Annotated in this window: 10 protein-coding genes; 6 read left to right on the forward strand and 4 right to left on the reverse strand. The window is 71.6% G+C overall.

The genetic code is table 11. From position 1 onward, the window contains the following. The first annotated feature begins 3 nt into the window (after positions 1–3). The 5 genes from KUM39_RS19215 to KUM39_RS19235 all read left to right on the forward strand — a co-directional run bounded on the left by KUM39_RS19215 (position 4) and on the right by KUM39_RS19235 (position 8,786). Positions 4–2,049, forward strand: coding sequence for a thioredoxin domain-containing protein (locus KUM39_RS19215; protein WP_217786943.1), 2,046 nt, complete (start codon positions 4–6; stop codon positions 2,047–2,049). 212 nt (positions 2,050–2,261) lie between these two features. Further along, complete coding sequence (locus KUM39_RS19220; RefSeq protein ID WP_217786944.1) at positions 2,262–3,524, forward strand: glycosyltransferase; 1,263 nt, start codon at positions 2,262–2,264, stop codon at positions 3,522–3,524. Further along, positions 3,521–5,209, forward strand: a complete 1,689-nt coding sequence (locus KUM39_RS19225; protein ID WP_217786945.1) for an ArnT family glycosyltransferase — start codon at positions 3,521–3,523, stop codon at positions 5,207–5,209. The genes KUM39_RS19220 and KUM39_RS19225 overlap by 4 nt, the downstream gene beginning before the upstream one ends. Continuing rightward, positions 5,206–6,387, forward strand: a complete 1,182-nt coding sequence (locus KUM39_RS19230; protein WP_217786946.1) for a glycosyltransferase — start codon at positions 5,206–5,208, stop codon at positions 6,385–6,387. Before KUM39_RS19225 ends, KUM39_RS19230 begins: the two co-directional genes overlap by 4 nt. Beyond that, positions 6,384–8,786 (forward strand): galactose oxidase family protein, encoded by a 2,403-nt coding sequence (locus KUM39_RS19235; RefSeq protein WP_217786947.1) that lies wholly within the window; start codon positions 6,384–6,386, stop codon positions 8,784–8,786. The genes KUM39_RS19230 and KUM39_RS19235 overlap by 4 nt, the downstream gene beginning before the upstream one ends. Positions 8,787–8,847: 61 nt before the next feature. Here the strand turns inward: KUM39_RS19235 and KUM39_RS19240 are convergent, their stop codons facing one another. Continuing rightward, the gene (locus tag KUM39_RS19240; RefSeq protein ID WP_217786948.1) at positions 8,848–9,477 is read right to left on the reverse strand and encodes a TetR/AcrR family transcriptional regulator; all 630 of its coding nucleotides are present in this window, start codon (positions 9,475–9,477) and stop codon (positions 8,848–8,850) included. 31 nt (positions 9,478–9,508) lie between these two features. Beyond that, entirely contained in the window at positions 9,509–10,222 is a 714-nt protein-coding gene (gene trhA / locus KUM39_RS19245) for a PAQR family membrane homeostasis protein TrhA (protein ID WP_217786949.1), read from the reverse strand. Positions 10,223–10,547: 325 nt separating this feature from the next. On the opposite strand from trhA, the gene KUM39_RS19250 reads away from it, so the two are divergent. Further along, positions 10,548–12,380, forward strand: a complete 1,833-nt coding sequence (locus KUM39_RS19250; protein ID WP_217786950.1) for a phosphoenolpyruvate carboxykinase (GTP) — start codon at positions 10,548–10,550, stop codon at positions 12,378–12,380. 209 nt (positions 12,381–12,589) lie between these two features. Here KUM39_RS19250 and KUM39_RS19255 read toward each other — a convergent pair whose 3' ends face one another. Together KUM39_RS19255 and KUM39_RS19260 are read right to left on the reverse strand one after the other, a co-directional pair. Next, a complete protein-coding gene (locus tag KUM39_RS19255) occupies positions 12,590–13,006 on the reverse strand; it encodes an SCO4983 family protein (protein ID WP_217786951.1) in 417 nt (138 codons plus the stop codon). A gap of 62 nt (positions 13,007–13,068) precedes the next feature. After that, positions 13,069–14,280 (reverse strand): pyridoxal phosphate-dependent aminotransferase, encoded by a 1,212-nt coding sequence (locus tag KUM39_RS19260; protein WP_217786952.1) that lies wholly within the window; start codon positions 14,278–14,280, stop codon positions 13,069–13,071. Positions 14,281–14,503 lie beyond the last annotated feature (223 nt).

The raw sequence follows: 14,503 nt of genomic DNA on the forward strand, positions 1-14,503 counted from the left end.
TTCATGAACCGGTTGGCTGGTGTGACCTCGCCGTATCTGCTTCAGCACGCCGACAATCCGGTCGACTGGTGGCCCTGGACACCGGAGGCGTTCGAGGAGGCGCGGCGGCGGGACGTCCCCGTCTTTCTCTCCGTCGGCTACTCCGCCTGCCACTGGTGCCACGTCATGGCGCACGAATCCTTTGAGGACCCCGATACCGCCGAGTACCTCAACGCCCACTTCGTCGCGGTGAAGGTGGACCGGGAGGAGCGGCCGGATGTGGACGCGGTGTACATGGAGGCGGTGCAGGCGGCGACCGGGCAGGGCGGGTGGCCGATGACCGTGTTCCTCACGCCGGATGCCGAGCCGTTCTACTTCGGGACGTACTTCCCACCCGCGCCCCGGCACGGGATGCCGTCGTTCCGGCAGGTGCTGGGCGGGGTGCGGCACGCGTGGGAGGAGCGGCGGGACGAGGTCGCGGAGGTGGCCGGGAAGATCGTGCGGGATCTCGCGCAGCGGGAGATCCAGCAGCGGGCGGACGGGCTGCCGGGGGAGCCGGAGCTGGCGCAGGCGCTGCTCGGGCTGACGCGGGAGTACGACGCGCAGCGCGGCGGATTCGGCGGGGCGCCGAAGTTCCCGCCCTCGATGGTGCTGGAGTTCCTGCTGCGCCACCACGCCCGCACCGGCGCCGAGGGCGCGTTGCAGATGGCCGTGGACACCTGTGAGCGGATGGCCCGCGGCGGTATTTACGACCAGCTCGGCGGCGGCTTCGCCCGGTACTCCGTGGACCGCGACTGGATCGTCCCGCACTTCGAGAAGATGCTGTATGACAACGCCCTGCTCTGCCGGGTGTACGCGCACCTGTGGCGGGCCACCGGCTCCGGCCTCGCCCGCCGGGTCGCCCTGGAGACCGCCGACTTCCTGGTCCGTGAACTCCGCACCGCCGAGGGCGGGTTCGCGTCCGCCCTCGACGCCGACAGCAGGCCCCACGACGCGCCGGACGACGCGCCGCACGTCGAAGGCGCCTACTACGTCTGGACGCCCGCCCAGCTCCACGAGCTTCTCGGTGAGGAGGACGGCGATCTCGCCGCCCGCTTCTTCGGCGTCACCGAGGAGGGCACCTTCGAGGAGGGCCAGTCCGTCCTCCAACTCCCGCAGGAGGAGGGTGTGTTCGACGCGGAGCGGATCGCCTCCGTGAAGGAGCGGATGTTCGCCGCCCGCGCCGAGCGGCCCGCGCCCGGCCGGGACGACAAGGTGGTGGCCGCCTGGAACGGCCTGGCCGTCGCCGCGCTCGCGGAGACCGGCGCCTACTTCGGTCGCCCCGACCTGATCGAGGCCGCGACCGCCGCCGCCGACCTGCTGGTCCGGGTCCACCTGGACGAACACGCCCGCCTCGCCCGCACCAGCCGGGACGGCCGCCGGGGCGCCAACTCCGGTGTGCTGGAGGACTACGCGGACGTGGCCGAGGGCTTCCTCGCGCTCGCCTCCGTCACCGGCGAGGGCGTCTGGCTGGAGTTCGCCGGACTCCTCCTCGACCATGTCCTGGCCCGCTTCACCGACCCGGAGACCGGCGCGCTCTACGACACCGCCTCCGACGCCGAACAGCTCATCCGCCGCCCGCAGGACCCCACCGACAACGCCACCCCGTCCGGCTGGAGCGCGGCGGCGGCGGCCCTGCTCGGGTACGCGGCGCACACCGGCTCCGCACCCCACCGCACCGCCGCCGAGCGGGCGTTGGGCGTGGTCAAGGCGCTCGGGCCGCGCGTGCCGAGGTTCACCGGCTGGGGCCTCGCGGCGGCCGAGGCGCTGCTCGACGGACCCCGTGAGGTGGCCGTCGTAGGGCCGTCGCTGACCGAGGAGCGGACCGCCGCGCTGCACCGGACCGCGCTGCTGGGCACCGCGCCCGGCGCGGTCGTGGCGGCCGGGGTCGCGGACGGTGACGAGTTCCCGCTGCTCGCGCACCGCCCGCTGGTGGACGGCGCCCCGGCCGCGTACGTCTGCCGTGATTTCGTCTGTGAGGCGCCCACCACGGAAACGGAACGGCTCGCGGCGGCCCTGAACGACCACTGACCGGCGCCGACGTGCGGTGAGCGGGACAACCGAACTGTCCGGATAGGGGAAGGTGTTCGGTTAGATCCCGCTACCCGCACGTCGTTCTGAAACATGGTTTTTATCGGAACATCTCCCTCCCTTCACAGTTCCCTCCTAGTCTCTGCACAGCGTCACGCGCCGGTGACTCACCGTCGCGTGCACTGGGGGTAATGGGATCTGGGGGGATCTTCTTGCTGACGTCCGTCTTCATCGCCGCCGTCTCGCTGGCCCTGTTCTGGATGGCGGCTTTCACCCTGTGGTGGCAGATGCACGCCTGGCGCACGCCGGAGGTGCTCGCGTCCACCCGGTTCGGCAGACCCGACGGGGGCGAGCACCTGTCGTTCTCGCTGCTGCTGCCCGCGCGGCACGAGCAGGCCGTGCTCGACCACACCGTCCGGCGGCTGCTGGAGTCCACGCACACCGACTTCGAGATCGTCGTCATCGTCGGGCACGACGACCCGGACACCACGGTCGTGGCCGAGCGAGCCGCCGCCCGCGACCCGCGGGTGCGGGTGGTCGTGGACACCCACGAGAAGAAGAACAAGCCGAAGGCCATGAACACGGCGCTGCCGCACTGCCGGGGCGACGTCGTCGGGGTCTTCGACGCCGAGGACCAGGTGCATCCCGAACTGCTCGCCCACGTGGACCACGCGTTCCGCACCACCGACGCCGACGTGGTGCAGGGCGGTGTGCAGCTCATCAACTTCCACTCCAGCTGGTACAGCCTGCGCAACTGCCTGGAGTACTTCTTCTGGTTCCGCTCCCGGCTGCACCTGCACGCGCAGAAGGGGTTCATCCCGCTCGGCGGCAACACCGTGTTCGTACGGACCGCCGTGCTGCGGGACGCCGGTGGCTGGGACCCGGACTGCCTCGCCGAGGACTGCGACCTCGGCGTCCGCCTCTCCAGCGTGGGCAGGAAGGTCGTCGTCGCCTACGACTCCGACATGGTCACCCGCGAGGAGACCCCCGGCACGCTGATGTCGCTGCTCAAGCAGCGCACCCGCTGGAACCAGGGCTTCCTCCAGGTGTACCGGAAGAAGGACTGGAAGCAACTGCCGTCCCTGCGGCAGCGGTTGCTGGCCCGCTACACCCTGATGACCCCGTTCCTCCAGGCGTTCTCCGGAGTGGTCATCCCGCTGAACGCGGCCGTCGCGCTCTTCCTCGACGTGCCCGTCGGCGTCGCCTTCCTGACCTTCCTGCCGCTGGTCACCGCCGCCGTCACCTTCGTCTTCGAGGTGGTCGGCCTGCACGACTTCGGCCGCCAGTACGGCCTGCGGGTGAGCTTCGCGCACTACGCGAAGCTCATCGTGGGCGGCCCCTTGTACCAGGTCCTCCTCGCGGGCGCGGCGATCCGCGCCGTCTGGCGCGAGCAGCGGGGCCGCAACGACTGGGAACTGACCCGTCACGTCGGCGCGCACCTCGCCGAGCCGATCCGAGAGGACCTTCCCGCGTGACCTCCACGCTTCCCGCGGCGACCGCCACCGAGGTCGTCGCGCCGGGCAGGGCTGTGCCCGAACCGCCCGCACCGCCCGCCCCGCGCCGTACCGTCCCACCGCTCCGGCTCCGGCTCCGGCTCCGCTCCTCCCGCCCCGACCTGCTGCTCTGCGGGGCGCTGCTGCTGGCGGTCCTCGTCGTCCAGGGCTGGAACATCGCCGCCTACCCGGCCCTCAGCGACGACGAGGGCACCTACCTCGCCCAGGCCTGGGCCGTCCAGGAGGGCCGGGGCCTGGCCCACTACACGTACTGGTACGACCACCCGCCGCTCGGCTGGATTCAGATCGCGCTGCTCACCCGGGTGCCGTCCTGGCTGAGCCCCGGCGCCATGACCGTCGGCGCCATGCGCTCCGCGATGCTCGTGGTCAGCGGGGCCGGCGCGGTCCTCGTGTACGTCCTCGGGCGCCGTCTGTCGCTGCCCCGCTGGGCGGCCGGGCTGGGCATGGCCCTGTTCGGGCTGTCGCCGCTGGCCGTGGTGCTCCAGCGGGAGATCTTCCTCGACAACATCGCGGTGATGTGGCTGCTGCTGGCGTTCTGTCTCGCCGCCTCGCCCAGCCGTCACCTGTGGCACCACTTCGGCGCCGGACTCGCCGCCGCCGCGGGCGTCCTCACCAAGGAGACGATGCTCGTCGTCCTGCCCGCCCTGTTCGTCACCATGTGGCGGCACAGCCACCACGACACCCGCAAGTTCGCCCTCACCGGAGCCGTCACCGCCTGCGCGCTGATCGGCTTCTCCTACCCGCTGTTCGCCCTGCTCAAGGGCGAGTTGCTGCCCGGCAGCGGCCATGTCTCGCTGTGGGACGGCATCACCTACCAGATGTCCCGCCCCGGCTCCGGGTTCCTGCTGGCCCCCTCCTCCGGCTCCTACGGCGTCCTGCACTCCTGGCTCTACTACGACCGGGTGCTCCCGCTCGGCGGGCTCGCCGGGGCGCTGCTGCTCCTGGTCACCCGGCGCCGGTCGGTCACCGCCCGCGCGCTCACCGGTCCCGCCCTGGTCGTCGCCGTCCTCACCGCCGTCGCGCTGCGCCCGGGCGGCTATCTGCCCGCCATGTACGTCATCGGCGCGCTGCCCTTCCTCGCCCTGGTGCTGGCCGGGGGCGCCGCCTCCGTCACCCACGCCGTGCTCCGGCGCGGACGGCGGCCGGGGGAGCGACGCCTGCTCACCGGCGGCCGGTTCGCCCTCGCCGCCGTCCTCGCGCTCGCCGCCGGGGCGTACGTCGTACCCCGCTGGTACGACGGCGACCGCACCGCGCTCACCACGGACGCCAACAAGCCGTACCGGCAGGCCGCCGCCTGGCTCGGCACCGAGGTCGAACACCCGGAGAGGAAGCGGGTGCTGGTGGACGACGCGCTGTGGCTCGACCTCGTGCACGCCGGATACCGGCCGGGGCTCGGCGCGATCTGGTTCTACAAGGCCGACCTGGACCCGGCCGTCACGAAGACCATGCCGCGCGGCTGGCGGGACGTGGACTACGTCGTCGCCTCGCCCACCGTACGGCGTGACGCCCGCGACCTGCCGAACGTCCGCGCGGCCATCCGGCACTCCCGGCCCGTCGCCGTGTTCGGCACCGGCGAGGACCGCGTGGAGATCCGCCGGGTCCGACCGGCCACCGACCGGCAGGCCCCTGTGGGAGGGACCCGATGAGCAGCCACGAGTACACCGTCCCGGTCCCCGGCGTCGAGGCCGCCGAGGTTCCCGAGCCGGGCGCCGTCACCATCGTCGTCCCCACCTTCAACGAGTCAGCGAACGTGGGGCAGTTGCTGCACCGGATCACCGAATCGGTGCCGTCCCGGCTGCCGTTGGAGGTCGTCTTCGTGGACGACTCCACCGACGACACCCCCGAGGTGATCCGACGGGCCGCGCGGGACTGCCCGTTCCCGGTGACCGTGCTGCACCGCGCGGAACCGGTCGGCGGGCTCGGCGGCGCGGTCGTCGAGGGGCTGAAGGCCGCCACCTCGGAATGGGTCGTCGTCATGGACGGCGACTGCCAGCACCCGCCCTCGCTGGTGCCCGAACTCGTCGCCACCGGCGAGCGGTCCGGCGCCGCGCTGGTCGTCGCCTCCCGCTACCTCAAGGGCGGCAGCCGCGCCGGGCTCGCCGGGAACTACCGGGTCGCCGTCTCGCGGGCGGCGACCTGGCTCACCAAGTCCCTCTTCCCGCGCCGGTTGCGCGGCATCAGCGACCCGATGAGCGGCTTCTTCGCCGTCCGGCGCGGCGCGATCACCGCCGAGGTGCTCCAGCCCCTCGGCTACAAGATCCTGCTGGAACTCGCCGTGCGCTCCCGGCCCCGGCAGGTCGCCGAGGTGCCGTTCGTCTTCCAGGACCGGTTCGCCGGGGAGTCCAAGTCCACGGCCGCCGAGGGCCTGCGCTTCCTGCGCCACCTGGCCGGGCTGCGCGCCGCCTCACCGGCCGCCCGCGTGATCGGGTTCGGGCTGATCGGCGCGAGCGGCTTCGTGCCCAACCTCGGCGCGCTCTGGGCGCTCACCGCGCTCGGGACGCACTATGTGCCCGCCGAGATCATCGCCAACCAGTTCGGGGTCGCCTGGAACTTCCTGCTCATCGAGCATCTGCTGTTCCGCGACCGGCGCGCGCACCGCCGCTGGTGGGACCGGCTCGGCCGGTTCGCGCTGCTCGCCAACGCCGATCTGGTCCTGCGCATCCCGCTGATCGCGCTGCTCGTCGGCCGGTTCGGGATGAGTGCCGTCACCGCCACCGCGCTCGCGCTGGTGGTGACGTTCGTCCTGCGCTTCGTCGGGACCGAAGCGCTGGTCTATCTCCCGCGACGGGGCGGGAACCGTACGACCGCGAGGAGAGCCGTGTGAACATCCGCCGCAGACGGACCGCGCTGGTCGGGGTGGGGGCCCTGACCGCCGGTCTGCTCCTGACCGCGCCACCGGCGGCCGAGGCCGCCAACCTGATCAAGAATCCGGGCTTCGAGACGGCGGGGACGGACGGGATGCCGTCCTGCTGGGAGAAGTCCGGCTGGGGGGACAACGACTTCACGTTCCAGACCGTCGCCGACGCGCACAGCGGCGGCAAGGCCATGAAGGTCACGCTCACCCGCCGGGTGGACGGCGACCGCAAGGCCCTGATCACCGAGTCCGCCGCCTGCGCGCCGCCGGTGAGCGCGGGCCGGCAGTACGACCTGTCGCTCTGGTACAAGAGCACCACCCCGGACACCAGTGTCACGCTGTTCCGGCACGACACGACCGCCGGCTGGCAGTACTGGACCGACCTCAAGACCCTCGACATGGCCTCCGCGTGGACCAGGGCCACCGTCCGCACCCCCGAGGTCCCGGCCGGGACCGACCTGATCACCTGGGGTGTCTCGGTGTACGGCACCGGGTCCGCGACCACCGACGACTACACGATGGACCAGGTCCCCGCCGTCACCCCGCCCGCCCCGTGCACCGGCACCACCACCCAATGCGCGGACGGCAGTTGGGCGGTGCTGCCCACGCGGAACCCGGTGCGCTCCATGCACTCGGTCGTGCTGAACAACGGCAAGGTGCTGCTCATCGCGGGCTCCGGCAACAGCGAGGAGAACTTCGCGGCGGGCAGCTTCACCAGCGCCGTCTACGACCCGGCCAGGGGCACCTACAAGGTGGTCCCCACACCGAAGGACATGTTCTGCGCCGGGCACGTCCAGCTCCAGGACGGCCGCGTGCTGGTGATCAGCGGCAACAAGGCGTACCCGGTCGCGGGCGGGCACGGCTACGAGGGGTTCAGGGACTCGTACGTCTTCGACCCGAGGACCGAGACCTATGCCAGGACCAACGACCTCAACGACGGGCACTGGTACCCGTCCGCGACCGAACTCGGCAACGGTGACGTCATCTCCTTCGGCGGGCTCCGCGAGGACTCCACCGGCTCGGTGACCACCGAGTACTGGTCGGACGCGCAGAAGAAGTGGCTCGGGCTCGGCCAGGTCAACCAGACGTGGTCGTACTGGGGGCTGTACCCGTCGATGGTGCTGATGCAGGACGGCCGCCTCTTCTACACGGGCAGCCATGTCTTCGGCAACAACATCCCCGGCTCCGGCGCCGCGATCTACGACTACGGCGCCAACACCATCACCCAGGTCCCGGGACTCCAGAGGAAGGACGAGCGCGACCAGTCGGCCAGCGTGCTGCTGCCCCCGGCGCAGGACCAGCGCGTCCTCACCCTCGGCGGCGGCAACATCGACTCCAACCCGGACGCCAACCGGCTCACCGACGTCATCGACCTGAAGCAGGCCAACCCGTCCTACGTCGCCGGACCGCCGCTCCCGCAGGGCACCGTGGACCTCGCCAACGGGAAGACCGCCCAGACCGGCGACCAGGGCAAGATGTACGTCTCCGCCGTGCTGCTGCCCGACGGCAAGGTCCTGGAGACCGGCGGCGCCCTGCACAACCGGGCCGACCCGGTGTACGAGTCGTCGCTCTACGACCCCGCCGGGAACACCTTCGACCCCGTCGCCGCCGACCCGCAGTCACGGGGCTACCACTCCTCCGCGTTCCTGCTGCCCGACGGCCGCGTCATGGCCACCGGTGACAATCCGGGCAACGGCACCTGGAACCACAACGTCTCCGTCTACACCCCGCCCTACCTCTACAAGGGCACCCGGCCCGCCATCACCTCGGTGATCAACCAGGAGTGGAAGTACGGCGACACCCAGCGCATCACCGTGGACCGGCCCATCGCCAAGGCCGAGCTGATCCGCCCGGCCGCCGTCACCCACTCCTCCGACCCCAACCAGCGGTTCGTGGACCTCCCGCTCTCCGTCAGCGGAAACAACGTCGATCTCAACGTCACCAGCAACCCCGACCTGGCCCCGCCCGGCTGGTACATGCTGTTCGCGGTCGATGCCAACGGGGTTCCCTCGGTGGCCACGTGGGTCCACCTGACCGGCCCGGCCGCCCTCGCCGGGAGTGCCCCCTCGGCCCACGTCCACGCCTTCGCGGACGAGCCCCGGGGCAAGGTCACCGGGCCCGGAAAGCGGCGCGCCTCCCAGCCCGTCGGCCAGGTCCTCTCCGGCTGCGACCGCCACTACGGCTCCGCCAACGTCTGCGTCCCCACGGTGTTCCCGCCCCGGGTCGGGCGGACACCGGCGGCCCGCTGCGCCTGGCTGGCGAAGAACCACTACGGCCCCCTGCGGCTCAACGGGTCCGACGACCCGCTGGGCCTGGACGCGAACAGGAACGGGGTGGCCTGCGACAAGGAGGACGTGAGGCGCCGTTAGCCACTGGCGTGCGCCGGGCCGCGGACGGTACGCCGTCGCGGTCCGGCGGACGGGCCCCGGCTCAGGGGGTCCCGTCGGCCCCGAGCGGTTCGACCACGTCCAGCGCGCGGTCCAGCAGATCGCGCAGTTCGCCCCGGCAGCCGTGGTCCGCCCAGTACAGGGACGCCTCAAGGAGGGCGCCGACCAGGGCGGTGGAGCGTATCCGCGCCTCCAGGGAGCCGGGGTCCAGGCCGGTGCGTTCGGCGAGGGCGGTGCGCAGCGGCCGTGCGGTGTCGGCGGCGCTCCGGGTGAGACGGTCGCGTACCACCGGGACCTCGGCGGCGAGCCTGGCCCGCAGCCGTACCGCCTCGGGGTCGCACTCCTCGGAGCGGGCGACGGCCTGGCGCAGGGCGTGCCGCAGGGCCAGCGGCCAGGGTTCGGCGGCGGGCCGGGTGCGCAGCGCGTCCAGGACGAGGGTGCCGTCCTCCTCGGGCAGGACGATGTCCTCCCTGGCCGGGAAGTAGCGCAGCACGGTGGAGGGGGACACCTCGGCGCGCCCGGCGATCCGCTCGACGGTGGCCGCGTCCCAGCCGTCCTCCTCGATCAGCGCGCGGGTGGCGGCGCGGATCGAGGCACGGGTCCGGAGCTTCTTGCGTTCGCGCAGGCCGGGCGGGGACGGTTCGGTGGGGGGAGGGGTGGGTGCGGCCGTCATGCGCTCATTGTCGGGCACGGCCGCACGCCGCTCACCCGTGCTGGTAGGCCACCAGCGAGATGCCCACGTAGTGCACGACGAACGCGGCCAGCGTGAAGGAGTGGAAGACCTCGTGGAAGCCGAACCAGCGCGGTGAGGGGTTGGGCCGCTTGATGCCGTAGACCACGCCCCCGGCGCTGTAGAGCAGGCCGCCGACGACGACCAGGACCAGGACGGCGATGCCGCCGGTGCGCAGGAAGTCGGGCAGGAAGAAGACGGCCGCCCAGCCCATCGCGATGTAGCAGGGGGTGTACAGCCAGCGCGGGGCGCCGACCCAGAACACCCGGAAGACGATGCCCGCCGCCGCTGCCGCCCAGACGCTCCACAGCAGCCAGCGGCCGGTGCTGTCGGGCAGGAGCAGCAGGGTGAGCGGGGTGTAGGTGCCCGCGATGATCAGGAAGATGTTGGCGTGGTCGAGGCGGCGCAGCAGGCCGCCCATCCGGGGGCCCCAGTCGCCCCGGTGGTACAGCGCGCTCACCCCGAACAGCAGGCACGCGGTGAGGACGTAGATGCCGCACGCGACCCGGCCGCGGGTGGAGTCGGCGAGCGCGGTGAGGACGAGGCCGGAGATCAGTACGGCGGGGAACATGCCGAGGTGCAGCCAGCCGCGCAGCCGGGGCTTGACGGGGTGCGGCAGCGAGAGCGCGCGTGGACCGCGGCCGGTGGCCGGCGTGTCCAAGGGCGCGTCGGGGACGGGCACAGTCATGCCCGGCATCGTACCTACGCCTCCGTAAGTCAGATGTGAGCGCACGCTCAGGCGCGCTCCGTACCGGTGGCACATGTGCCCCATACGCACCACGGAGGCAAAGAATCCTCCTGTCGGAGCCCATGCGGACGCAAAGAACCCCGTAGATCGTGGGATAGCTCACTTCGCTCACTTGTGAGGCCCCCTGGACAGATGGGCGCGGAGCTTGGACGATCAAATGAGTGCGGTCGGCACCGGATGAGCGGCTACGAAGCGTCCGGGCCGCGGCCCCCACGGGGCGACAAGAGAAGAAAACCCTCGAAGACTCTCTGCATTAGGAGCAATCGTGGCGCGCGACTTCGCGGCTCCCACCGTCCTCCCCACCAAGCACCAGGAACTGATCTCGTGGGTCAACGAGATCGCCGAACTGACCCAGCCGGACAGCGTGGTCTGGTGCGACGGCTCCGAGGCCGAGTACGAGCGCCTGTGCGGGGAGCTCGTCACGAAGGGCACCTTCACGAAGCTGGACCCGGTGAAGCGCCCGCACTCCTACTACGCCGCCTCCGACCCCACGGACGTGGCGCGCGTCGAGGACCGTACGTTCATCTGCTCCGAGCGCGAGGCGGACGCCGGACCCACCAACCACTGGAAGGCGCCCGCCGAGATGCGGGAGACCTTCGAGGGCACCGGCGGCGAGGGCGGCCTGTTCCGGGGCTCGATGCGCGGCCGGACCCTGTACGTCGTCCCGTTCTGCATGGGCCCGCTCGGCTCCCCGCTCTCCGCGCCCGGCGTCGAGCTCACCGACTCCGCCTATGTCGCGGTCTCCATGCGCACGATGACCCGCATGGGCCAGGCCGTCCTGGACGAGCTGGGCGAGGACGGCTTCTTCGTGAAGGCCGTGCACACCCTCGGCGCCCCGCTGGAGCCCGGCCAGGCGGACGTGCCGTGGCCGTGCAACTCCGTGAAGTACATCTCGCACTTCCCGGAGTCCCGCGAGATCTGGTCGTACGGCTCCGGCTACGGCGGCAACGCGCTGCTCGGCAAGAAGTGCTACGCGCTGCGCATCGCCTCGGTGATGGCGCGGGACGAGGGCTGGCTGGCCGAGCACATGCTGATCCTCAAGCTGACCCCGCCGCACGGCGAGCCGAAGTACGTCGCCGCCGCCTTCCCGAGCGCCTGCGGCAAGACCAACCTGGCCATGCTGGAGCCGACCGTCTCCGGCTGGAGCGTGGAGACGGTCGGTGACGACATCGCCTGGATGCGCTTCGGCGAGGACGGCCGCCTGTACGCCATCAACCCCGAGGCCGGGTTCTTCGGCGTCGCCCCCGGCACCGGCGAGCACACCAACGCCAACGCGATGAAGACGCTGTGGGGCAACGCGGTCTTCACCAACGTGGCGCTCACCGACGACGGCGACGTGTGGTGGGAGGGCATGACCGAGGAGCCGCCCGCGCACCTCACCGACTGGAAGGGCCAGGACTGGACGCCCGCGTCCCCCACCCCGGCCGCGCACCCCAACGCCCGCTTCACCGTGCCCGCCGCGCAGTGCCCGATCGTCGCGCCCGAGTGGGAGGACCCCCGGGGCGTGCCGATCTCCGCGATCCTCTTCGGCGGCCGCCGGGCCAGCGCGGTGCCGCTGGTCACGGAGTCCTTCGACTGGAACCACGGCGTCTTCCTCGGCGCCAACGTGGCCAGCGAGAAGACCGCCGCCGCCGAGGGCAGGGTCGGTGAGCTGCGCCGCGACCCGTTCGCCATGCTGCCGTTCTGCGGCTACAACATGGGCGACTACATGGCCCACTGGATCGACGTGGCCAAGGACAAGGACCCGGCGAAGCTGCCCCGGATCTACTACGTCAACTGGTTCCGCAAGAACGAGGACGGCCAGTTCGTGTGGCCCGGCTTCGGTGAGAACAGCCGCGTCCTGAAGTGGATCGTGGAGCGCCTGGACGGCACCGCCGAGGGTGTGGAGACCCCGATCGGCGTGCTCCCGACCCGCGCCGCGCTGGACACCGACGGGCTCGAACTCCCGGACGCCGACCTGGACTTCCTGCTCACCGTGGACAAGGACGTGTGGCGCGAGGAGGCCGCCCTCGTCCCCGAGCACCTCAACACCTTCGGCGACCACACCCCGCCGGAGCTGTGGGAGCAGTACCGCGAACTGGTCCGCCGCCTGGGCTGACCCCACCCGACTCCGCGGCCGGTCCGGGATGCCCTGACCAGTACCCCTCGCACGACCGGCCGCGGTGCGACGGCGCGAGGCCCCTCACCCGGTGTTCCCGGGGTGAGGGGCCTCGCGCGTGCGCCGGGGTGCGCGGTGGTGGGCACCCGGTCCGGGTGTCGCTGCAGGTGCACACGGACCGGGGCCGTACGGGGGACCCGTGGGACGGGTCAGCGGGCCGGGCTCAGCTCCTTCGGACCCGCCAGGGCGGCGGTGTGCGCGTCCATCCGCTCGGCGGCGAGGATGGCCGCCCCGGTGTCCGCCTTCGACGCGGCCACCACCAGCGCGCGGCCCGCGAGGGTGTGCGCCCGGCGGTGCAGCGGCTCGGGACGGCCGGTCGCGGACGGCGTCGCCCGCAGGGCCGTGCCGCCGCCGCGCAGCCGGGTCACCTGGGCGGCGAGCCGGTCGGCGGCGGTGTCGAGGTCGGCGGACGGGGTGAGGGCGCGCAGTTCGTCGGTGACGGCGAGCAGCGCGGCGAGGTGTCCGGCGAGCTGGATGTCCAGCTCCTCCTCGCGGGAACGGTGCGGAAGGTCCGAGGGGGAGTCGGCCATCGAGTGGACCGACTTGGAGCGGATCGGCTCGTACATGGGGGATGGCCTCCTGTGCTCAACAGGAAGCCATCCTACCTTGGATTTCGTCTAAAGTTGACTCAGGTCTGTACGTAGCCGTCCAGGAAGGTGCCGATCCGGGTCACCGCGTCCCGCAGATCGGTGACCGAGGGCAGGGTCACCACCCGGAAGTGATCGGGTTCCGGCCAGTTGAAGCCGGTGCCGTGGACGACCATGATCTTCTCCTGGCGGAGCAGGTCCAGGACCATCCGCCGGTCGTCCTTCACCTTGAACACCTGCGGGTCCAGGCGCGGGAACAGATACAGCGCGCCGCGCGGGCGGACGCAGCTCACGCCGGGGATCCGGGTGAGCAGGTCGTACGCGGTGTCCATCTGCTCCTTGAGCCGCCCGCCCGGCAGTACCAGATCGTTGATCGTCTGCCGTCCGGAGAGGGCGGCGACCACCCCGTGCTGGCCCGGCATGTTGGCGCACAGCCGCATGTTGGCCAGGATCGTCAGGCCCTCGATGTAGGAGTCGGCGTGCGCGCGGGGGCCGGAGATCGCCATCCAGCCGACCCGGTACCCGGCCACCCGGTACGCCTTCGACATGCCGTTGAAGGTGAGGGTCAGCAGGTCGGGGGCGATCTTCGCGGTCGGGGTGTGGGTGGCGCCGTCGTAGAGGATCTTGTCGTAGATCTCGTCGGAGCAGACCAGCAGGTTGTGGCGGCGGGCGATGTCCGTGAGGCCCTTGAGCACGGCGTCGTCGTAGACCGCGCCGGTGGGGTTGTTCGGGTTGATGATCACGATCGCCTTGGTGCGGTCGGTGACCTTGCGCTCCACGTCGGCCAGGTCCGGCATCCAGTCGGACTGTTCGTCGCACCGGTAGTGCACGGCGGTGCCGCCGGACAGTGAGACGGCCGCCGTCCACAGCGGGTAGTCCGGGGCCGGGACCAGCACCTCGTCGCCGTCGTCCAGCAGGCCCTGCATCGCCATGACGATCAGCTCGGAGACGCCGTTGCCGATGAAGACGTGCTCGACGTCGGTCTCGATGCCCAGGGTCTGGTTGTGCATGACCACCGCGCGGCGCGCCGCGAGCAGTCCCTTCGCGTCGCCGTACCCGTGGGCCGTGGAGACGTTGCGCAGCACGTCCTCCAGGATCTCCGGCGGGCACTCGAAGCCGAAGGCCGCGGGGTTGCCGGTGTTGAGCTTCAGGATGCGGTGACCGGCCGCCTCCAGCCGCATCGCCTCCTCCAGCACCGGACCGCGGATCTCGTAACAGACGTTGGCGAGCTTGGTTGACTGGATCACCTGCATGACGTGAGCTTACGGGTCGGTAACGGCTCGCGCGTGGTGTTTTCCAGCACGTGAGACATACCGGTTCGCCCCGGTATCGCCCCTCCCGCGCCCGCGTGGCCGCAGCGCGGTCACGGCCGGTGCCCACGGCGTGAGCCGACGGCGCATGGGGAAGGAGTGTCCTGTTACGCCTCCTTGTCCCCCTCAGCCCCTGTCGTGAGAATGCTCATGACAATGCGGGCGG

The sequence above is a fragment of the Streptomyces corallincola genome (genome assembly GCF_019104725.1).
In the GTDB taxonomy this organism is placed as follows: domain Bacteria; phylum Actinomycetota; class Actinomycetes; order Streptomycetales; family Streptomycetaceae; genus Streptomyces; species Streptomyces corallincola.

Bases quoted from the DNA above. Each gene is read 5' to 3' on its own strand.
- KUM39_RS19215 (WP_217786943.1), top strand. From the start codon at position 4: ATGAACCGGTTGGCTGGTGTGACCTCGCCGTATCTGCTTCAGCACGCC.
- KUM39_RS19230 (WP_217786946.1), top strand. From the start codon at position 5,206: ATGAGCAGCCACGAGTACACCGTCCCGGTCCCCGGCGTCGAGGCCGCC.
- KUM39_RS19240 (WP_217786948.1), bottom strand. From the start codon at position 9,477: ATGACGGCCGCACCCACCCCTCCCCCCACCGAACCGTCCCCGCCCGGC.
- trhA (WP_217786949.1), bottom strand. From the start codon at position 10,222: ATGACTGTGCCCGTCCCCGACGCGCCCTTGGACACGCCGGCCACCGGC.
- KUM39_RS19255 (WP_217786951.1), bottom strand. From the start codon at position 13,006: ATGTACGAGCCGATCCGCTCCAAGTCGGTCCACTCGATGGCCGACTCC.
- KUM39_RS19260 (WP_217786952.1), bottom strand. From the start codon at position 14,280: ATGCAGGTGATCCAGTCAACCAAGCTCGCCAACGTCTGTTACGAGATC.